The 19215-nt window shown below is 65.7% G+C and carries 19 protein-coding genes and 3 tRNA genes; 1 reads left to right on the forward strand and 21 read right to left on the reverse strand.

The annotated features are described in order from the left end of the window. Positions 1-20 precede the first annotated feature (20 nt). From rimP to VA613_RS03850, 3 genes are all read right to left on the reverse strand, one after another. On the reverse strand, positions 21-446 hold the full coding sequence (gene rimP / locus VA613_RS03840) for a ribosome maturation factor RimP (RefSeq protein ID WP_407702879.1): 426 nt from the start codon (positions 444-446) through the stop codon (positions 21-23). Positions 447-692: 246 nt separating this feature from the next. Then, positions 693-2537, reverse strand: a complete 1845-nt coding sequence (locus tag VA613_RS03845; RefSeq protein WP_324780542.1) for a replication endonuclease — start codon at positions 2535-2537, stop codon at positions 693-695. 146 nt (positions 2538-2683) lie between these two features. After that, on the reverse strand, positions 2684-3484 hold the full coding sequence (locus tag VA613_RS03850; RefSeq protein ID WP_324780543.1) for a replication-relaxation family protein: 801 nt from the start codon (positions 3482-3484) through the stop codon (positions 2684-2686). Between the two features lie 940 nt (positions 3485-4424). On the opposite strand from VA613_RS03850, the gene VA613_RS03855 reads away from it, so the two are divergent. Next, a complete protein-coding gene (locus tag VA613_RS03855) occupies positions 4425-4679 on the forward strand; it encodes a hypothetical protein (RefSeq protein WP_324780544.1) in 255 nt (84 codons plus the stop codon). A gap of 8 nt (positions 4680-4687) precedes the next feature. Here VA613_RS03855 and VA613_RS03860 read toward each other — a convergent pair whose 3' ends face one another. The 18 genes from VA613_RS03860 to VA613_RS03945 form a co-directional block, all read right to left on the reverse strand. Then, positions 4688-5338 (reverse strand): Eco29kI family restriction endonuclease, encoded by a 651-nt coding sequence (locus tag VA613_RS03860; protein ID WP_324780545.1) that lies wholly within the window; start codon positions 5336-5338, stop codon positions 4688-4690. Further along, positions 5335-6549: a DNA cytosine methyltransferase gene (locus VA613_RS03865; RefSeq protein ID WP_324780546.1), complete on the reverse strand. Its 1215-nt coding sequence runs from the start codon at positions 6547-6549 to the stop codon at positions 5335-5337. The genes VA613_RS03860 and VA613_RS03865 overlap by 4 nt, the downstream gene beginning before the upstream one ends. Continuing rightward, positions 6546-6968 carry a very short patch repair endonuclease gene (locus tag VA613_RS03870; protein ID WP_324780547.1) on the reverse strand — a complete coding sequence of 141 codons (423 nt, stop codon included), beginning with the start codon at positions 6966-6968 and terminating at the stop codon, positions 6546-6548. Before VA613_RS03870 ends, VA613_RS03865 begins: the two co-directional genes overlap by 4 nt. A 17-nt stretch (positions 6969-6985) precedes the next feature. Continuing rightward, positions 6986-8311 carry a site-specific integrase gene (locus tag VA613_RS03875; protein WP_324780548.1) on the reverse strand — a complete coding sequence of 442 codons (1326 nt, stop codon included), beginning with the start codon at positions 8309-8311 and terminating at the stop codon, positions 6986-6988. An 85-nt stretch (positions 8312-8396) separates the two neighbouring features. After that, positions 8397-8483: transfer RNA gene (locus tag VA613_RS03880), tRNA-Leu, on the reverse strand. Between the two features lie 25 nt (positions 8484-8508). Then, positions 8509-8582 (reverse strand) — tRNA-Cys (locus VA613_RS03885). Between the two features lie 65 nt (positions 8583-8647). Next, a tRNA-Gly gene (locus tag VA613_RS03890) sits at positions 8648-8723 on the reverse strand. 62 nt (positions 8724-8785) lie between these two features. After that, complete coding sequence (pgsA, locus tag VA613_RS03895; protein WP_324780549.1) at positions 8786-9352, reverse strand: CDP-diacylglycerol--glycerol-3-phosphate 3-phosphatidyltransferase; 567 nt, start codon at positions 9350-9352, stop codon at positions 8786-8788. Between the two features lie 9 nt (positions 9353-9361). Further along, complete coding sequence (gene uvrC / locus VA613_RS03900) at positions 9362-11158, reverse strand: excinuclease ABC subunit UvrC (RefSeq protein WP_324780550.1); 1797 nt, start codon at positions 11156-11158, stop codon at positions 9362-9364. Between the two features lie 3 nt (positions 11159-11161). After that, positions 11162-11347, reverse strand: coding sequence for a tautomerase family protein (locus VA613_RS03905; RefSeq protein WP_324780551.1), 186 nt, complete (start codon positions 11345-11347; stop codon positions 11162-11164). Between the two features lie 2 nt (positions 11348-11349). After that, positions 11350-11973: a uracil-DNA glycosylase gene (locus VA613_RS03910; protein WP_324780552.1), complete on the reverse strand. Its 624-nt coding sequence runs from the start codon at positions 11971-11973 to the stop codon at positions 11350-11352. A 65-nt stretch (positions 11974-12038) separates the two neighbouring features. Beyond that, on the reverse strand, positions 12039-13925 hold the full coding sequence (gene feoB, locus VA613_RS03915) for a ferrous iron transporter B (protein WP_324780553.1): 1887 nt from the start codon (positions 13923-13925) through the stop codon (positions 12039-12041). Continuing rightward, complete coding sequence (locus VA613_RS03920) at positions 13922-14188, reverse strand: FeoA family protein (protein ID WP_324780554.1); 267 nt, start codon at positions 14186-14188, stop codon at positions 13922-13924. The genes feoB and VA613_RS03920 overlap by 4 nt, the downstream gene beginning before the upstream one ends. Positions 14189-14313: 125 nt before the next feature. Next, the gene (locus tag VA613_RS03925) at positions 14314-15249 is read right to left on the reverse strand and encodes a cation diffusion facilitator family transporter (protein ID WP_324780555.1); all 936 of its coding nucleotides are present in this window, start codon (positions 15247-15249) and stop codon (positions 14314-14316) included. Continuing rightward, positions 15236-16315 carry a beta-N-acetylhexosaminidase gene (gene nagZ, locus VA613_RS03930; RefSeq protein ID WP_324780556.1) on the reverse strand — a complete coding sequence of 360 codons (1080 nt, stop codon included), beginning with the start codon at positions 16313-16315 and terminating at the stop codon, positions 15236-15238. The genes VA613_RS03925 and nagZ overlap by 14 nt, the downstream gene beginning before the upstream one ends. A gap of 25 nt (positions 16316-16340) precedes the next feature. Beyond that, positions 16341-16742 carry a holo-ACP synthase gene (acpS, locus tag VA613_RS03935; protein ID WP_324780557.1) on the reverse strand — a complete coding sequence of 134 codons (402 nt, stop codon included), beginning with the start codon at positions 16740-16742 and terminating at the stop codon, positions 16341-16343. Next, the gene (locus VA613_RS03940; RefSeq protein WP_324781216.1) at positions 16739-17542 is read right to left on the reverse strand and encodes a radical SAM protein; all 804 of its coding nucleotides are present in this window, start codon (positions 17540-17542) and stop codon (positions 16739-16741) included. Before VA613_RS03940 ends, acpS begins: the two co-directional genes overlap by 4 nt. Before the next feature lie 134 nt (positions 17543-17676). After that, positions 17677-19179 (reverse strand): glycosyltransferase family 39 protein, encoded by a 1503-nt coding sequence (locus tag VA613_RS03945; RefSeq protein WP_324780558.1) that lies wholly within the window; start codon positions 19177-19179, stop codon positions 17677-17679. Between the last annotated feature and the right edge of the window lie 36 nt (positions 19180-19215).

Below are 19215 nucleotides of genomic sequence, written 5' to 3' on the forward strand. Positions count from 1 at the left end.
TTCCCTCCAGCGCCTGCCGCTCAAACCATCGGTTTCAGCCGGGCCACGTCCACATTTCTCAGGTCGACCGACACTTCGGTGCCGTCGACGATCACCTTCACCACATCCGCTTCCAGACCGATGAGCTGGCCGCTCAGGCGGCGCCGGTTGTCCATCGGCACCCGCAGCTTCAGCGTCACCGGCTGGCCGGCGAAGCGCGCGTAATCCTGCGGCTTGACCAGCGGCCGGTCGAGTCCGGGCGAGGACACCTCGAGCCTGTCGTAGTCGATGTTCTCGACCGTGAACAGATGCGTCAGGTGGTTGCTCACCGCGACGCAATCGTCGATCGTGATGCCGCCCGGCTTGTCGATGAAGATCCGGATCAGGCCGCGCCCGGCACGCTCCAGCATCACCAGCTCGTAGCCAAGGCCGGCTAGCACGGGTTCCAGGCGGGCGGACAGATCCATCATCGCAAATCCATTGGCGTGCCGTGGTTTGGCACAAATAAAAAATGGGCGAACCGCCCATCGTCATTAAAAAACCGCAAAAATTATACCACTCGGGCCGGCGAACTGGAAGGTGGTGCCCGGAACCGGAATCGAACCGGTACGCCATCGCTGGCGAGGGATTTTAAGTCCTAAAGCGGACTCGCAACCCATTGAAGAAAAACGAAAATTCAACACAACTGGACACGATATTGGGCATCCTATTGTTTAAATTGGACATTTTTTGGACATGGGGAAGACTGCTTTTCCTTTGTCGACCCTCTTGACAACCTTCTGGCGCCGATTTACCGCCTTTTTCGGCACGCGCCCTTCAGGGCGGGGCCGATTATGCTCCCCCTCGACCGGGTTTTTCGGTTTACTTGGATAAATTTGTTTAACTGTAACCGTGGGCGCGGGGGGTGGCCGGTGGGTCATAAGCTTCCATTCATGTGGCCGCGTGATGGCAGGTTCGCCTCCCAGCAAATAGCCCACGAGCCTGGCGCCATCCTCGCCATAAGCCGTCCTGGTGTGCGCCATGAGTGGTTGGGATGGCGCTGTTTTCCCACCACCGGCGGCTAGGCCGCCGAGCAGGCGCAAGAAGGCGGCGGCGTCCTTAGTGGTGGCAGCCTGCCAAAGACTAGACGCCAGTTCACCCGGGGGAGCCGTCGAGAGTCGGCGAAGCTCCCGCCACTTGGTGAGCGCGCTGCGTATGCCAAACCATTGGATTCCGCGAATTCCCCACGTCGAGCGCCAAGCGCCGGCTCGGTCATCCTCGCTCTGTTTGATGACGTATTTCGTTACGTATGCGGCTATGGAGGCGTGAGCCGTATTAATCACAGCGAGTTCGGCCTGAGTTCCCTCATTCCCGAGCGCCGGTCGCCAGGTACCGGTAAGCGCATCTTCGGGATCGCCGAAGATGCAGCGGTGGTCCTCGCCTTGATGGTCGCGGATGCGAAGAGCGATTTTGCCCGGGAATACCTTAAGGGTCTCCGCCAGAACGGTGGCCCGTATGTCTGGCCGATATATCAGAAATAAATGCCAGTGTGGACATCCGTCCCCGTGCGGTTCGGCGGCCCGGAATCCACTGAGCGTAATATCTTGCTTAGCCAGGGAGGCCCGTATTTGCGCCCATCTACGGCCTATTTCTCTGTTGGCCAGGTCTGGCGTCGTGCCATCCCAGGAGGTTTTCCCAATCGCCGGGGCCGGGTGAAAACTTGGCTCTAGGGTCAGGGTGAGCATTGCCATTTCTAGGCCGTCAGCCTGCGCCAAGGCCTGCACCCCCGCGCACCACGCCCAAAATTCCGCGAGCTTGGCCTTGGTGGCTGCCTCCCGGGTAGGAAGGGGCTTGCAAATGACTTCTCCCGTGGCGGCATCCACTCGCTCGGCGGTCGTGTTTTTGAGCCACTCGTCTTGTCTCGCCAAGTTTTGCTGGCGCACCCTTACCGCGTGGTTACTCGCATACTTCATTCGCCCTCTGCCAACCATCCCAGCCAAGAGGTGCGCGTTTTCAACTGCCCGCATAATGATGCGGCGGATGGTTCTGCGCCACCACCTAGGCGTTTGAAGCCTGGCGCGCTTGGCTTTCGCGGTTTTGCCCGGGACCTCAAACGGGACGCCGAGCCAATGTTGAGAAACCCGGAGGATTTGCTCGTCGCCCCAAGCCGGCGTGTTGCATCGCTCGGCCAATACCTCGGCCGCGTCGCGGATGTCGGTCTCATTCCAGCGGAGGTGCCGTTTCCCAGCCACCTGGACCGCTTCGGCAATGCGGGCAACGGCCGCGTGCTCATCCCGTTCCTGCTGCTCGTGCAGCGTCCGAAGGACGTGCTGGCCGACCCTTTCTTGCAGGCTGCCATATCGGCCCTGGAGCAACCTTGCTGCTGGTGCAAAGGGCGCCGCCTCCGACGGGGAAAGCCGCCCGAATATTGGTAAGGCATCCCGACGCTGCTTATAGGCGCTGGCGATATCCGCCAGGAGCGCGCTTGCGTGTACGCGCAACTCATCAGGAAGGCCTTCTAGCAGGACTTCCGTGGGCGCGGGGGCGTATGGGGTAGGGAACAGGCCATGCGAACTCATGACCTGTATAGCCACCGCTGTTCAAACGAGAACGGCAGGGCAATAAAAAAGCCCGGGGAACCGGCCCCGGGCTGCCACGGCGTTGATTTATGCCGCGGTCTGAATAAGCAAAATTGTCGAGCGGTCCGGCCTGCCCCGCTCCTAACTCAAAAAAATGAAATTGCCTTGAAACTGTATAGCAACGACTCAAACGAAACGCGGTGGTCAATTAACTCGTCGGACCATCCAAGGTGCTTTAGGTCCTCCTTTAGGCGACTGGCAAAGGTTGGGGTGCAGATGAACACCACTCGCGCAAGCTCTACCCCGTCAGTTAACGGGGCGGGCTGCCAGATGTTGCCGTTACCAGTCCATATCCGTTTCAGCCAATCCAGGAGCTTTTGGTAGTCAGCCTGATTGCGTCGGCTGCGCTCGACCTCAATCCAGAATGCCCTACGACCATCCCGGACCAGGGCGTCGGGGCGCTTGCCGAATACACCAGATGACCCACCAAGCCAAAGGCCTTGCGCAATCTCGCGTTCAGTTGCAACTCGGAAGCCGTCGACGATGGCGCTGATCGCCAACTCGTTGGCGATGCAGCGGTGCAGATAGTGCTGGCTGCTATAGCGTCTCATCATGTCCTTGCCGGATTTTGCCGGGACCCCCAGTCGCTGGAGCAGCCTGGCACCGCTTTCCGCAAGCCCATATATCACCCCCCCGTCTGGAGCTTGCGCGCATAGCACGATGCGCTTGTCACGCAGCCGGCGGATGGTTCGCTGTGCCATACGCAGGCTGGAAGCGGTCGGCTCCAATGGCGTAAGGCTGGGGCCAGCTTTTGGCGGCTGGCTGCGCCATGACCGCCAGACGAGGACCGCGAGGTCCCGACTCCGCAGCCAACCAAATCGATGAAGGGCGCGCAGGATATTGGACTCGTTCTTTCTGGCGAGAGCACGACCGTCTTTAGCTTTCATGAGGTAACTCCGTAGTGGACATACCTCATATAGCTACGGCCTTGCCGTTCTGCTCCCCGTGCGCCACGGGGCGAACAGCGAGGGCGAATAGGAACAAAACCGACCAAGGCCACCACCACCTACCCGCATGCTGGACGCATGCTCGGCGGCTCGTGCGTCTGAACACCGCACGTGTCCCAAGACCAGGGGCGCCCCATGCCTTTCCTGACTCGCCGAGCGTGTCCCTCAACGCGTGGGAAACCCACTCCCCCCGGGCCCTTGGCGCGGGCTCCGGCTGCCGCCTCCGGCGCGTCGTCTTCGACTTGCGCTGAACTGGGTTTCCCACGCCTTTCGGCATGGGGCGCGGGCAAGCCCCCGCGCGTCATCGGCACCGTGGGCGGTTCCTGCCTCGGGCTGGGACGCCCGATTCTGACGGCGGCTCCCCCAACCCCAGGGCGTCCCCGCTTGGGCGGGGAGGCACCCTGGCGGGCTGCGGGCTGAACGCCCTGGCCCCACGCTCACCACGCGGCGATGGTTTCACCCTCGGCTTGGGTGGCGCGGCTCCCCACCCCGTCCAGCTTCGCTCGACGGCGTTCGCTGACTCGCCTGATGGCACGGACTGTGGCCAGACCGTGCCGAGCCTCGGCTTCGCAGCTAGGTCGTCCCCGTCGCGGTTACGACTATGGCCATCGCTTTTCCCTCGTTCTGCGCTGATGCCGGCAACTTGGTCCAACCCCGCCATGCCGCAAGGGTCTGGCACTCCGTGCACCCCGTCACCCGGTCCCTGCTGGGCTGCGGCTTCGGTGGTGCCCCTGGCGGTTTGGCTTAGTGGCTTGGTCCTGTCGCGTTCCGGGCGAAGAACTCAGGAAAGACGGCAGCACATAAACAGCCACCCCCTAACGCCGAGGCCGGAAGGCAGGGGGCTCGGAATCTTGGAATCCGGTCGAAATGGAGAGCGTTTATGAACTTTTGGGGTGACGTATGGCAGTGGTTGGGGTTTGGAAACCGTGCCGAGGATCGGCACGGCGGTATTCAGCACGAAAGCTGCATTAACCCCGCCAACGGGCTGCCGATGGCTGGCGGTTGCGGGGGCGTGGATATCGAGGGCAATCCCTATGGAGCGGATAAGCACACCTGGGGTGGCAGTTCTGTGGACACCGGCTGGCATAACGACAGCTGGGGTGGTGATAGTGGGTTTGGCGGTTGGGACGATTGACGTGTCGGTTACGTATCTGTCCCGATGAACCTGTCCGAGGCCGGGAACACCATGGTGCGTAGGTGGTTTTCCACGTCCCGTGCAACGTCCTCGGCGGTCTCCGGGCGTTCCTTGCATTTCACTGCCCACGGCCTGCCAGGATGCAGAGTGTCCCAGCGCGGTTTCATTCCCTCAAAACGGCCTTTGCCTGGTGTATGGCTTCCGAAGCCTTCACCGATGGAGTTCCAGACGGGTGCATAGCGGGCAATGAGAAGAGATTCACCCAGCGGTATCCAGATATCCTCGACAACCAGGAAGCGACAGTAGAAGTCGGCAATGTCCAGATTCTCGGCCTGATTGATGCTCTTGGCATGCTCTTTAAGGCGCTTCATCAGGTGCTTCCCGTTGTTGCCCGCGCCTACGCCACCCCCTTTTCGGGCGCCTTCGGGGATAGCCTTGCCGACGTATATTGGAGCCGCAAACTTATTGTCCTTGTTGCGCTTTGCAAGCTCGGCGTAAGGCTGGAGGTTGCCAGTGTAGTAGAGGGCGTAAATGCCCGCTCCATTAAAGTCGGGCAGCGCGCCAAGTGGATGGACCGCTTGGGATAGCAGGGCTTCAGCGACGGAGGCTCCGAGGTTTTTCCTGTCGAGCGGGTTGAACGGAATGATGTCGGCGGTCATGCGACGTTCCTGGCCCGTTGGATTTCGCGGGCGAGGTCGCGGGCTTGCGCGAGAATCAGCCGCTCGGCGACGCTAGAGGCCACCGTGCGCGCCAACATCACGGGCACCGCGTTTCCGAGTTGCCTCATGGTCTCGGTCCAGGAGCCGTGGAAGCGGTATCCGTCTGGAAAGGTCTGCAAGCGGGCCGACTCGCGGATGGTGAAATAGCGAACGCTGCCGTCGTCCTTCACCAGCATGTTCTCCCCGCCGGGGACGCCATGGTCTCCGGCTTTTAGGGTCTTGGCCGGCATGTCGAAAGGGCTGCCCGTGTGGCCGGGGTATGTCCGCGCTCCAGGCTGGAAGCGATGGTCGGGGATGTGCCTGTTGGACCGCTTCTCGGGGTTTGGCAAACCAATCAATGCATCCCTTACCGTGCGCCATGGAAGCGTATCCGGCGCAGCCGGATCGCTCGCGAGCCGGCGGACCCGTGCGGCGTATTTCTCGGGCATGGCAGGAGCGCGCATGCCATGGCGCCGCCAATACTCTCCCGTGACCCATTGGTCATACAAAAGTGCGTCAAGGCTATGGGTCGCGCGGGGGAAGGACCACTCGACACCAAGGTCGGAACGGAAACCAACGATAAAGACGCGCTCCCGCCGCTGGGGGACGCCATAGTCAGCGGCATTCACGAGGGTTGGCAGGACGTTGTAGGTAAGTCCCTTTCCTACCGCCTTGCCCGATGCCTTCTCCCGCTGGAGGCGCCGAAAATGGTCCAGCCAGTCCTCGCGCTTGCGGCGGACGATTTCGGGGAATGTCAGTTGCAGGAGGATGTATTGGTAATAGTTGGCGAAGGTCGAGCGAGTCAGCCCTTTGACGTTCTCAACGATGAAGGCGCGGGGTCTCAACCGACGAACGACATCGACTGTCGAGGGGAACATATCCCGGTTATCGTCATGCGCCTTATGTTTTCCGCCCATCGAGAAGGGCTGGCACGGGGGGCCGCCCGCCACGAGGTCGATGTCCGCGCCGGCGCTTTCCCAATCGAACTCGCGCACGTCTCCCTCATACACGTTCCAGTCGGCGACAAGGGGGTAAGCGCGTTTGCTGTTCTCGCGGATGGTGTCGCAGGCCCAGCGGTCCCACTCGGCCACTACCGCGGGCTTGAAGCCGGCAAGGCCCACGCCCATTGCTAGGCCCCCGGCCCCGGCGAACAACTCGACGCATTTCATCATTGGTTTTCTTCCCCCTCAAGGAAACGCCGGAGTCTAACCGCCAGCGCGTCCAGGTTCTTTGTTTCGCATTCCCACACAACAAACACTCGCCACCCGGCGTCCTGCAATGCCGCCACCTTGCGCGCGTCCCGGGCTTTATTGCCTTCCAGCTTGGGCACCCAGAACTCCTTGCGCGACTTTGGTAAGCGCGCAAGCGCGCAACCCTCGTGCCGGTGCCAGAAGCAGCCGTGTACCAATACGACAGCCCGCCGCCCGGGGAACACCAAATCGGGCGTACCTGGCAAGTCACGGCGATGCAGCCTGTACCGATAGCCCATGCCGTGAAGCAGGCGGCGGACTCGCATCTCAGGCCCCGTGTCGGTCGAGCGCACCAAGGCCATCCGGCGGCTGCGTTCCTCGGTCGACAGAGTGTCCGCCATTTTACGTAGCCAGCCCGCTATTTGGATAGGGGCTTGGTTCCCAGCTTGGTGACGCTGGGGGTCTCATGCCTTGTTCCCTTTGCGTTCTTGGTTAATTGCTTCGCTTTCACCGGGTCTGACGGTAGCCCTGGCAATTTCCGTAGCTTGTTCGCCGTCCGTTTCCCGAGAACCCGCTGAATCCACTCCCAGTCCGGGCTCTCGGCAGTAAGCGCGTCCGTCATGGCCTTGTGAATTTCGTCCTCGACCTCCTGCATGACGTCCCGCTGCACCAGCTCCAATGCGTGTGACTCGATTACCGGGCGCATTTGCTCGCTGCGCAGGTGCTTGTAGCGCCACAATGCCTGCGGGGATTTATGGCCGCTAAGGGCGGCGATTTGGCCGTCGGATAGCTGGGTTTTCTCGAATAGCCGGCTCACGAACTCGTGGCGCAGGTCGTGAAACCTCAGATTCTCGATGCCGGCCGCCTTCAGGGTTTCTCGCCAAGCACTGGAATACGAGAAGGGGACGTAGGCGCCGCCCGCTCGCGAGCGGGAGGTGAAGATGTAAGGCGAGTCCGCCGGGGAGTCGGCCAGTGCGTGCCGCAAGACGGAGCACATTTCATCCGACAGCGGAATCAATCTCGATTCGCTGTTCTTCGTCGACTCAAGAACAATCTGTTTCTTGTCGAGCTTCAGCGACCGCTTTTCCAGCTTGGCGATTTCACCCGCTCGCATGCCCGTGTAGAAAGCGGTGAGAACGAATCTAGTAAGGCGCTTCTGATCGCTCCGGGCATACAGGGCCACACGGAGGCGCCTTTCCTCTTCTTCACTCAAGCGACGCTTGCGCTCGACCCCGGATGGCTTGCTGACACCCCGGCAAGGATTGCTCGGTATCAGCGACCATTCCCCTGCGGCGAGGCTCATCACTGTGCACAGCAAGGCCATTTCAAGTCTTACCTGGTCCCCAGATAGAGGCTTGCCCCGGTGTCCAATGGAACTCATCCGGGTATCGCGGTAGGCCGCAATCAGCGCGGAGTTGATATGGACGATGGAATAGTCGCCAAGATGGAGGATTACAGGCTTGCTCTTGGTCAGTTCACCTTTCCTAGTCGTCTCCGCCTTCTTGGAGTGGTTCCAGGAGCTGAAATATCGAGTGAACAGGTCTCGAAGGGTCAAGTTCTTGGCTTCGCGGTACTCGCGTATGGCCAGCGGCAGGGCCACCGCTCCGCCTAGAGCCGCCTCCTGCTCATCCGACCAGCGTTCCGCCGCCTTCTTCGTTGGGAAGGTCCGCGTTATCAGGGGCACGCCGACACGTCGGATGCGTACTCTATAGGCGCCGGACGGGAGTTTGGTGATGGTGGCCATTGTCGACTGGACACGAATTGGACACGGCCATGATATCCCTTGGCGTTCCGCATGCAAGGGATTTCTGTAAGTGCTTGATTTTGGATGGTGCCCGGAGCGGGAATCGAACCCGCACGCCATCGCTGGCGAGGGATTTTAAGTCCCTTGTGTCTACCAATTTCACCATCCGGGCGAAGCGGACGGCCGCCCGAGGAATCTGGAGGCGCGGGCCGGAGTCGAACCGACCTACACGGATTTGCAATCCGGTGCATAACCGCTTTGCTACCGCGCCATGAAAAGGCAAAGCCACAGCTTAAGCGAAAAGGGGAAAACGTTTGACCGTTTTCCCCGGAATGCTGGAGCGGGAAACGAGGTTCGAACTCGCGACCTCAACCTTGGCAAGGTTGCGCTCTACCAGCTGAGCTATTCCCGCGTTGAAGGCTGCGCATTATGGGGATTCCGCTTTTTTCTGTCAACAGCCCGAGGCAATTTTTCTCAGGATTTTTGCAGCGCGCGTGCCGCCATCACGAGGTAGTACACCATCGACACCAGCGTGAGCACGGCGGCGATCCAGATCAGCACGCTGCCGATGGTCGAGACCGGCACGCCGGCGACGGGTTCGAAGTACAGCAGCAGCACGATGGCGATCATCTGCGCGGTCGTCTTCAGCTTGCCGACGAAGGAGACCGCGACGCTGGCCGACTTGCCCGCCTTGGCCATCCACTCGCGCAGCGCGGAGATGGTGATCTCGCGGCCGATGATGATGAGCGCGATCAGCGGCGCGACGCGATCGAGGTCGATCAGCACAATCAGTGCGGCGGCCACCATCAGCTTGTCGGCGACCGGGTCGAGGAAGGCGCCGAAGGCCGAGGTCTGGCCGAGTGCGCGGGCCAGATAGCCGTCCAGCCAGTCGGTGACCGCGGCGACGCCGAAGAAGGCTGCAGCGAGCAGGTTGGCCTCGGACGGTGCGAGCCAGCCGTCGGGCAGATAGAACACGCCCGCCATCAGCGGAATGAGGACGATGCGCAGCCAGGTGAGCAGGTTGGGGACGTTGAGCGGCATCGGTTCGGTTCAGTGGAGGGCGTTGTAGATGGTTTCCGCCAATTCTCGGCTGATACCGTTCACCGTGGCAAGCGCGTCGACGCCGGCATTGCGCACGCCCTGCAGGCCGCCGAAGTGTTCCAGCAGCTGCTTGCGCCGCTTGGGGCCGATGCCGGGAATGTCCTCCAGCGTCGACTGCACGCGTGCCTTGCCGCGCTTGGCGCGGTGGCCGGTGATGGCGAAACGGTGGGCCTCGTCGCGGATCTGCTGGATCAGGTGGAAGCCCGGGTGGTCCTTGGCGAGCCTGAGTTCGCGGCCGTCGGCGAAGATCAGGGTCTCCAGGCCGGGCTTGCGTGCCTCGCCCTTGGCGACGCCGAGCAGCAGCACCTCGCCCAGCCCCAGCTCGGCCATGGCGTCGACGGCCATCGCGACCTGGCCCTTGCCGCCGTCGATCAGCAGCAGGTCCGGCAGCACGCCGTTCTCCTCGACGCTTCGGTGGAAGCGCTTGATCAGCGCGGCGTGCATCGCGGCATAGTCGTCGCCCGGCGTGATGCCGCCGATGTTGTAGCGGCGGTAGTCGGACTTCTTCATGTCGTCGCCCTCGTAGACGACGCACGACGCCACCGTCGCCTCGCCCATGGTGTGCGAGATGTCGAAGCACTCGATGCGATTCAGCGCCGGCAGTTCGAGCGTGTCGCGCAGGGCGGCGAGGCGCTGCGACTGGTGCGTGCGGTCGGCGCTGCGGCGCTCGGCCGACAGGCGGGCGTTGGCCTGGGCCATCGTGACCCACACGCGGCGCTCGCCGGTCGCGCGGTGCTGCACGCTGACCTTCCGGCCGGCCTGCTCGCTGAGCAGCGCCTCCAGCGCATCGGTCTCGATCGCCTCGCTGACGAAGATGCGTGCCGGAACCGGGTGCTCGAGGTAGTGCTGCAGCAGGAAGGCCTCGAGCGCTTCCGCGGGGCTCGCCCCTTCGCCGTGCTGGGGGAAGAAGCTGCGGTCGCCCAGGTGGCGTCCGCCGCGGATCATCGTGAGGTTGACCGCGATCACGCCGCCGGCTTCGGCCACCGCGACCACGTCGGCATCGGCGTCGCTTCCCGTGGTGTCGACGAACTGCTTCTCGCGCACGGTCGCCAGCATGCGCAGGCGGTCGCGCAGGAAGGCCGCGGTCTCGAAGTCCAGTGACGCGGCGGCGGCATTCATCTGCGCCGTGAGCTGTTCGGTCAGCGCGTTGGCCTCGCCTTTCAAGAGCTGGGCGGCCTCGGCGACGTCGCGCGCGTAGGCGTCCTCCGTGACGAGCTCGACGCAAGGCGCGGTGCAGCGCTTGATCTGGTGCAGCAGGCAGGGGCGCGAGCGGTTGGCGAACACCGTGTCCTCGCAGGTGCGCAGCAGGAACACCTTCTGCAGCAGCTGGATGCTTTCGCGCACCGCGTAGCTGTTGGGGTAGGGGCCGAACGCCTGGTCGGTCTTTTTCGGCGTGCCGCGGAAATAGGCCAGCCGCGGAAAGCGATGGCCGGTCAGCAGCAGGTAGGGGTAGGACTTGTCGTCGCGGAACAGGATGTTGAAGCGCGGCTTCAGCCCCTTGATCAGGTTGTTCTCCAGCAGCAGCGCCTCGGCCTCGGTGCGCGTGACCGTGGTGTCGATGCGGTCGACGCTCCGCAGCATGAGCTGGATGCGCGGGCTCTGGTCGGTCTTCTGGAAGTAGCTGGAGACGCGCTTCCTGAGGTCCTTCGCCTTGCCGACGTAGAGCACCGCGCCCTCCGCGTCGATCATGCGATAGACGCCGGGCAGGGTGGGCAGCGAGGCGAGGAAATCCTTGTCGACGGCCAAGACTCAGTCTTCGTCCAGCAGCTTGCCGGCGATCGCCCAGTTCTCGTCGGGTAGTTCCTCGAACGCGATGTAGGTGTACGAGGCCGGCTTGTTCGCGTGGCGCTCCGGCGTCGCGGTGATTTCCTCGGCGACCTTCTTCTTCTGCTCGCGGGTGAGCGTGCCGGCGAGCTTGATAGTGACGACGGGCATGGTCAGTCCTTGCGTTGGATTTGCCGGAACACCGCCTCGAACATCTCGGGGGTGAGGCGGCGCGTCTGGGTATTGTAGCGGGAGCAGTGGTAGCTGCTGACGAGCCGCAAGCCGCCGGGTAGGCGGTGGTCGCTGGCGTGCGCGAAGGGATAATCCCTGAGCTTGAGCCCGAGCGCGCGCAGCACCGCCTGGTGGGCGATCTGGCCGAGCGCGAGCAGGGTCGCGCCGGCGGGCAGGCCGGCGAGCTCGGCGGCGAGGAAGCCGTTGCACGCGCGGATCTCGCCGGGCTCGGGCTTGTTGGCCGGCGGCAGGCATTTGACCGCGTTGGTGATGCGGCAGCCGGTGAGCACGAGGCCGTCGTCGACCGCGACAGAAGCGGGCGCGCTGGCGTAGCCGAACTTGTGCAGGGTCTCGTACAGCAGGATGCCGGCGTAGTCGCCGGTGAAGGGGCGGCCGCTGCGGTTGGCGCCGTGCATGCCGGGCGCGAGCCCGACGATCAGCAACCGGGCCGCGGGGTCGCCGAATGGCGGCACCGGACGGGCGTGATAGTCGGGGTGCTTGACGCGCACGGCGTCGAGAAAGGTGGCCAGGCGCGGGCAGGCGCGGCAGTCGGGATCGAAATGCATCGGCGGAAACGAAAACGCCCCACGGCGGGGGCGTTCATTGTACGCGCGCGGGGGCGCCGCGTCGGTCATCCCCAGCCGAGCGCCAGGGCGGCGTGGTAGGTGACGAACGAGGCCAGGTAGGCGAGGCCGAACAGGTAGGTGACCATGATCAGCGGCATGCGCCAGCCGCCGGTCTCGCGCTTGACGGTGGCAAGCGTCGCGAGGCACTGCGGGGCGAACACGAACCAGGCCAGCAGGGACAGGGCGGTGGCCAGGCTCCAGCTGTGCGAGATCAGCGGGGCCAGCGCCCTTGCGGTGTCGTCGCCGGTCGCCGACAGCGCGTAGACCGTGCCGAGCGCGCCGACCACGACTTCGCGCGCGGCCATGCCGGGCACCAGCGAGACGCTGATCTGCCAGTTGAAGCCGATCGGCTCGAACACGACCGCGAGGGCGCGCCCGAGCATGCCGGCGAGGCTGTATTCGATCGGTGCGCCCGTCGCGCCCGCCGGCGGGGTGGGGAAGCTGGCGAGGAACCACAGCAGGACGGTCAGGCCGAGGATGATGCCGCCGACGCGGCGCAGGAAGATCTTGACCCGTTGCCACAGGCCGAGCGCGATGTTGCGCAGCCGCGGCCAGTGGTAGGTCGGCAGTTCCATCATCAGCGGATGCATCAGGGTCCGCGCGGTGAAGCGCTTGAGCAGCCAGGCGACGACCAGCGCCCCGACGATGCCCGCGACATAGAGGCAGAACAGGACCAGGCCCTGCAACTGGAGCCCGCCCCATAGCGTGCGCTGCGGGACGAAGGCACCGATCAGCAGCGCATACACCGGCAGCCGCGCCGAGCAGGTCATCATCGGGGCGATCATGATGGTGACCAGGCGGTCGCGCGTGTTGGTGATCGTGCGCGCCGCCATGATGCCCGGGATCGCGCAGGCGAAGCTCGACAAGAGCGGGATGAACGAGCGCCCCGAGAGCCCGACGCCGCCCATCAGGCGGTCGAGCAGGAAGGCGGCGCGCGGCAGGTAGCCGGATTCCTCCAGCATCAGGATGAAGAAGAACAGGATGATGATCTGCGGCAGGAACACGACCACGCCGCCCGCACCCGCGATCACGCCGTCGACGATCAGGCTTTGCAGCCAGCCCGCCGGCAGCAGGCCGCCGACCGCATGGCCCAGCCATTCGGTGGCGGCCTCGATCCAGTTCATCGGCGTCTCGGCCCACGCGAACACCGCCTGGAAGATCAGGAACAGGATCACCGCCAGCAGCGGCGGGCCGGCGAGCGGATGCAGCACGACGCGGTCGATGCGGTCGCTGGCGAGGTGCGGAATCGCCTTGTCCAGGCCCAGGCCCTGCAGGATACGGCGCACCGTCTCGTGGTCGGCCTCGATGTTGTCGGCGCCGGACACGCGCTCGCCGATGGGCGTCGTCCGTTGCCAGGTGTCCGGCCGGTCGAGCTGGGTGAGGAGCGCGGCGGCGCCGTCCGCATCCACCGCGACGGTGTTGACGACGGGCAGGCCGAGCGCGGCCGACAAGGCGGCGCCGTCGACGCGGATGCCGCTCTGCGCGGCGAGATCGGTCATGTTGAGCGCCACCACGCAGGGCAGGCCCAGCCGTTTCACGGCCAGCACCAGGCGCAGGTTGCGCCGCAGGTTGGTGGCGTCGACCACGCACACCACCAGGTCGGGGCGCTTCTCGCCTTCGGCATGGCCGGTGAGGACGTCGCAGGTCACCTTCTCGTCGGGCGAACGCGGATTCAGGCTGTAGGTGCCCGGCAGGTCGAGCACGCGCAAGTGCTTGCCGGCCGGGGTGACGAGTTTGCCTTCCTTGCGCTCGACGGTGACGCCGGCGTAGTTGGCGACCTTCTGGTGACTGCCGGTGAGCCGGTTGAACAGCGCGGTCTTGCCGCAGTTGGGGTTGCCGACCAGCGCGAGCAGCGGGCCGCCGCGGTGGACGTGGACGACGGCCTGCTTCATGCGCCCGTCCCGCCCGGCGCGGGCTCGACCGTCACCTGCACGCAGGCGGCTTCGACGCGCCGCAGGGCGAAGGTCGAGGAGCCGACCCGCACCATCAGCGGGTCGCCGCCGGGGAGCGCGCGGGTCATCACCATCAGGCGCTCGCCGGGGAGGAAGCCGATCTCCTCGAGCCAGTCGTGCCATTCGGGCGCATTGGCGGGCGGGACGATGCGCAGCACCGTGCAGGGCTGAAGGTCGGGGAGTTGGTCGAGGGGCAGGCTCATGGGGGTCCTTGGATGCCGGTCCGGGCGCCCATGGCGGACGACTCAGTGAAACGATGTTATTTTAATAATAACGATTCGCATTTGTATAATCAAGTGCCTGCATCGTGCGATCCGCGTGCTGATCCTCAGCGGGACGTTCGCGAATACGTGCTGCGCACCATTGGCGCTACCGCCAAAGGTTCCGGCTGCAGGGTCACATGGCGGATTCCGTGGCGCGCGGCCAGCAGTTCGCGCGCGTCGGCGAGCACGTGCGGCCAGTCGGCAAGGTCGCGCACGTCGAGGTGTGCCGACAGCGCAATGCTGCCGGAAGACAGCGTCCACACGTGCAGGTCGTGCACGCGCAGCACGCCGTCCAGCGCGGCCAGATCGCGGCCGACGGCGTCGAGCCGGACGTGGCCGGGCACGCCTTCCATCAGCACGTGCACGACCTCGCGCGTCAGGCGCAGCGCGGAGACGAGGATGAGCGCGGAGACCACCAGCGACAGCAGCGGGTCGATCGGCGCCCAGCCCGTCGTGACGATGACGACGCCGGCGCTGATCGCCGCCACCGAGCCGAGGGCGTCGCCGAGCACGTGCAGCAGCGCCGCGCGGCTGTTCAGCGAATGCTCGCCGCGGCTGAGGATCCACGCGACGAGCAGGTTGACGGCGAGCCCCAGCGCGGCGACGCCGATGACCGCGCCGCCGGCGATTTCGCGTGGTGCATAGAAACGGTCGATCGCTTCGTGCACGATGAAGCCGATCAGCACCAGCATCATCAGGCTGTTGAACAGCGCAGCCAGCACCTCGGCGCGGGCGAGGCCGTAGGAATGCCGCAGCGACGGCGGGCGCCGCGCCAGCCAGGCCGCGGCCGCCGCAAGCCCCAGCGCCGACGCGTCGGTGAGCATGTGGGCCGCGTCGGAGAGCAGTGCCAGCGAGCCGGCCCACCACCCCGCCAGCGCTTCCACGCCGGCGAAGGCCAGCGTGAGGAGCAGCGCGGCGATCAGCTTGCCGTTGTCGCCGGCATGGTGGTGATGGGCGTGATGATGTCCTGCGCCCTCATTAGGGTGGCTATGCGCGCCCACAGTAGTCCGTCGGATCGACCTGCAGGTTCAGGTCGGCGCTGTCCTGGCCCAGCCCGGCGATGTGATGCAGCGCGTTGACATAGCGCGCCGACTCGCGCAGCCGGGTCATCGCGGGCGGGTGGGGGTGGCCGTGCATGCGTGCCAGCCGCGCGCGCGCGGGCGCCGGCCAGTCGACGTCGAGCCGCGCCAGGACCTCGTCCGCGAGATCGGGACGGTTGCACACGAGCGCCATGTCGCAGCCCGCCTCGAGCGCCGCCGCGACCCGTTCGACCACGCCGCCGGCGACGGCGGCGCCGGCCATGCAGAGGTCGTCGCTGAACACCGCGCCGTCGAATCCGAGCTGCTGGCGCAGCACCTTCTGCAGCCAGACGCGCGAGAAGCCCGCGGGCCGGGCGTCGACCTGCGGGTAGATCACGTGGGCCGGCATCACGGCGGCGAGCCCTGCCTCGATCATCAGGCGGAACGGCACCAGGTCGGCGATGGCGATGTCGGCCAGCGTGCGTGCATCGACCGGGATGTCCACGTGCGAATCGGCGACGACGTAGCCGTGGCCGGGGAAGTGCTTGCCGCAGGCGGCCATGCCGGCATCCTTCATTCCCAGCATCACCGCCTGTCCGAGCTGGAACACGGCGTGCGGGTCGGCGTGGAAGGCGCGGTCGCCGATCACCGAGGAGGCGCCGTAATCGAGGTCGAGCACCGGCGCGAAGCTGAAATCGATGCCGTGCGCGCGCAGTTCGCTCGCCAGCACGTAGCCGGTTTCGCGCGCCAGCTCGCGGGCGCGCTGCGGGTGGGCATTCCAGATCTGGCCGAAGGCGCGCATCGGCGGCAGGCGCGTGAATCCCTCGCGAAAGCGCTGGACGCGGCCGCCTTCGTGGTCGACGCCGATCAGCAGCGGGGCCGGCTTGAGCGCGTGGATCTCGGCGGTCAGCGCGGCGAGCTGCGCGGGATCGCGGTAGTTGCGGGAAAACAGGATGACGCCGCCGACCAGCGGATGGGCGAGGCGGCGGCGGTCGTCGTCGGTCAGTTCCGTGCCCGCGACATCGAGCATCAGGGGGCCCAGCGTCATGATGGCTCCTTTCTGAAATGAGGCGTCACGCGGTGCCCTCCGGAAGCGGGGCGCGCTCCAGCACGACGTAGGCGAGCACCAGGTCGCCTTCGTCCGACAGCGAGACATGGTGCGCCGTGATGCCGCGCACCGCCAGCCATTCGGCGAGTTCGGGCGCGCACTCGATCACGGGCTTGCCGTGGGGGTCGCGCAACACCGCGATGTTGCGCAGCGTGACGGGGGCGCGCAAGCCGGTCCCGGCGGCCTTCGCGAAGGCCTCCTTGGCAGCAAAGCATTTGGCGAGAAAACGCGCCGGATCGGAACTGGAACGGTAGCGGGCCTGCTCGGCCGGCGCGAGGATGCGCTCGGCATACGGCTCGCCGAAGCGGTCGAGGCCTTGGCGGATCCGCTGCGCATCGAGGAGGTCGGTGCCGATGCCGTGGATCATGGCGACACCCTGACCGGCAGGCCGGCGGCGCGGATCTGTTCGGCGAAGGCCTCGAGCCAGGCCGCGGGCAGTGCGGAGAGCCGCGCGGCCTGCGGCTGCATCGAGGGTCGCGCGAGTCCGTACAGCAGCACGCCCTTGATCGGCAACTGCCGCTGCCGGATGCGCGCCACCGCGTCCAGGTAGGCGGCCTGCTCGGCGGCGGACGGCGGGGCGCCGTCGAGGGCGAACACGCAGGTCTGCAGCCACGTCGGGCAGAGCTGCGCAGCCACGGCGAGCCGCTCGAAATGCCGCTCGGGCGGAATGCGCGTCTGGTTCACGCTGCGCATGCCGTTCGCGGTCGCGCTGTCGAACTTGAACCATACTTCGCCGTTCAGGTCGGCCATCCGTCGCAGCCCCTCCTGGACGCGCGGGCGGTCGGCGAGGCTGCCGTTGGTGATCAGGACCAGCTTGATGCGGCCGACGAGATCGAAGTCGGCCATCACCCGGCCGATGAGTTCGATGACCTCGGGAAAGGCCCTGGCGCTGGTCGGCTCGCCGTTGCCCGACAGCGCGATGTCGTTCAGCCGCCGCGCATCTTCGGGGACGCGCGTCTGCATGAAATCGCCGTGCAGGATCTCGCCGAGAAGCGCACGCAGTTCGGCTTCCAGCTGGGCGAGGTCGATGTCCGGTGCACTGCCGCGGGTGAGGTCCGGAACCTGGCAATACACGCAGGCCCAGTTGCACGCATTGTTGGGATTGAGGTTCACGCCGACCGAGACGCCCCCTGCCCGGCGCGAAATGACGGGATAGACGTAGGTCATCCCCGCGCTGTCGCGATCGTGGTTGGCGGGAGTGAGCTGGGCGGGCACGGTGCAGGGGCGGGTGTCGGGAAGCGCACCATTCTACTTGAGGCGGCCCCGGCCGTCCGTGGCCCCGGCGCGGCGCCGGCAGCCCATCAAGGCTTCTCGTGCGGCTTCCACATCAGCACGTCGTAGCGCTGTCGGTCGAGGCGGCGGGTCTTGGGGTCGTACACGGAGTAGAGCAGCCCGCGGGTCTGGTCCGGCGGGCCGAACAGGGCGCGTGCGGCGGCCGGGCAGGCATGGTCGTCGGCCTTGGCGAACTGAAGCGTTCCGCACACCGCGATCTTGTTGCCGACCCGTAGTGCACGGGCGTCGATCCACGGGGATTGCGCGAGGTCGGTGCCGCCGAGGTCGAATCCGTAGAGCCCGTGCGGATGATCGGGCGAATAGAAGCTCAGGATGTAGGGCAGCGGAAAGGTGCCGGCGGCAAATTCGACCGGCTGCCCGTACGCATCGCGGTACAGGCGCGTCGCGTCTTCCGCGATGCGCTGGGGAAGGGCGTACGCGGGCGGGGCGGGATAGGCACGGTAATGCCGTTCCCACCACACGCCGCCCGCGATGGCCAGTGCCAGACAGGCGAGGCCGACGCGATAGACCCGGCCGGCGAGCGCACGCGTATCGAAGCGCGCCGGCGTGAGGTCGACCAGCGCCCAGCCCACGAACAGGAGCGCGGGAATCAGCCAGGAGGAGACGGGACTGACCTGCTGCAGCGTGGAGGCGAGGACGGTGAACACCACGCTCAGGGCGAGGATGCCCAGGCCCAGCCGCGGCACGCGCGCGTCGTCGACGGGCGACGAAGGCAGCCGGACGAGACAGCCCGCCCATGCCAGGACGGGGAGCGCAGCGAACCCCAGCACGCCCGCGAGGGCGATGGCGTAAGCCGCGATGCCGCCGTGCTCGTGCGCCGCGTGCATGTACTGGAGCGTCGGCCAGCCGTGCTCGACCGACCAGGCGAGGTGGGGCGACACCAGCAGCAGCGCCACCGCGCCGGCGAGGACGGTGCCCTTGAGCAAGGGTGCGGGGGGCGGGCGCAGGGTGAGCAGCACGGCGAGCCAGATCGCCGCGAACATGACCAGCGCGTAATACTTGGTGAGCAGTGCGGCGGCCGCGAAGAAGCCCGCCAGCACGAACCAGCCCGCCCGGCCCCGTTCGACCGCACGCAGCAGGCTCCACGTGAACCCGGCGACGAAGGGCAGGAGGGCCGTGTTGGCGTTGTACTTGAAGCCGCTGTCGGGGCCGAAATGGCTACCCAGCGAGGTCAGTACCAGCGCGATCAGCACCTTGTGCCAGGGCAGGACGCGCCGCATCGCGAGTGCGAGCAGGCCCAGCGCGATCGCGAGGTTGAGCTGGTTCAGCAGGTAATAGGCGTTGTCGCCGACGGGAAGGACCTTGAACCAGGCCGCCGTGATCCAGCCGAACAGCGGCGGATGCTTGTTGGTGCCCCACTGCCACTCCATGCCCCAGGCGTAGTTTTCCACCATGTCGGCGCCGTCCAGGTAGTGGCGCGTGGCGGCGAAGATGCCCCACCAGACGAGGCAGAAGAGCAGGACGTAGGAAAAGGTGCGGCGTGCTGCCGCGCGATCGGCGGGGGCGTTCAAGGCGGTTCGTGGAGGTCGGCTGGAAACGCGGTGCAG

Origin of the sequence: Thiobacillus sp. SCUT-2 (genome assembly GCF_035621355.1) — a bacterium.
GTDB classification, from domain to species: Bacteria; Pseudomonadota; Gammaproteobacteria; order Burkholderiales; family Thiobacillaceae; genus Thiobacillus; species Thiobacillus sedimenti.

Bases quoted from the DNA above. Each gene is read 5' to 3' on its own strand.
- rimP (WP_407702879.1), bottom strand. From the start codon at position 446: ATGGATCTGTCCGCCCGCCTGGAACCCGTGCTAGCCGGCCTTGGCTAC.
- VA613_RS03845 (WP_324780542.1), bottom strand. From the start codon at position 2,537: ATGAGTTCGCATGGCCTGTTCCCTACCCCATACGCCCCCGCGCCCACG.
- VA613_RS03850 (WP_324780543.1), bottom strand. From the start codon at position 3,484: ATGAAAGCTAAAGACGGTCGTGCTCTCGCCAGAAAGAACGAGTCCAAT.
- VA613_RS03855 (WP_324780544.1), top strand. From the start codon at position 4,425: ATGAACTTTTGGGGTGACGTATGGCAGTGGTTGGGGTTTGGAAACCGT.
- VA613_RS03860 (WP_324780545.1), bottom strand. From the start codon at position 5,338: ATGACCGCCGACATCATTCCGTTCAACCCGCTCGACAGGAAAAACCTC.
- VA613_RS03865 (WP_324780546.1), bottom strand. From the start codon at position 6,549: ATGATGAAATGCGTCGAGTTGTTCGCCGGGGCCGGGGGCCTAGCAATG.
- VA613_RS03870 (WP_324780547.1), bottom strand. From the start codon at position 6,968: ATGGCGGACACTCTGTCGACCGAGGAACGCAGCCGCCGGATGGCCTTG.
- VA613_RS03875 (WP_324780548.1), bottom strand. From the start codon at position 8,311: ATGGCCACCATCACCAAACTCCCGTCCGGCGCCTATAGAGTACGCATC.
- pgsA (WP_324780549.1), bottom strand. From the start codon at position 9,352: ATGCCGCTCAACGTCCCCAACCTGCTCACCTGGCTGCGCATCGTCCTC.
- VA613_RS03905 (WP_324780551.1), bottom strand. From the start codon at position 11,347: ATGCCCGTCGTCACTATCAAGCTCGCCGGCACGCTCACCCGCGAGCAG.
- VA613_RS03910 (WP_324780552.1), bottom strand. From the start codon at position 11,973: ATGCATTTCGATCCCGACTGCCGCGCCTGCCCGCGCCTGGCCACCTTT.
- feoB (WP_324780553.1), bottom strand. From the start codon at position 13,925: ATGAAGCAGGCCGTCGTCCACGTCCACCGCGGCGGCCCGCTGCTCGCG.
- VA613_RS03920 (WP_324780554.1), bottom strand. From the start codon at position 14,188: ATGAGCCTGCCCCTCGACCAACTCCCCGACCTTCAGCCCTGCACGGTG.
- nagZ (WP_324780556.1), bottom strand. From the start codon at position 16,315: ATGACGCTGGGCCCCCTGATGCTCGATGTCGCGGGCACGGAACTGACC.
- acpS (WP_324780557.1), bottom strand. From the start codon at position 16,742: ATGATCCACGGCATCGGCACCGACCTCCTCGATGCGCAGCGGATCCGC.
- VA613_RS03940 (WP_324781216.1), bottom strand. From the start codon at position 17,542: ATGACCTACGTCTATCCCGTCATTTCGCGCCGGGCAGGGGGCGTCTCG.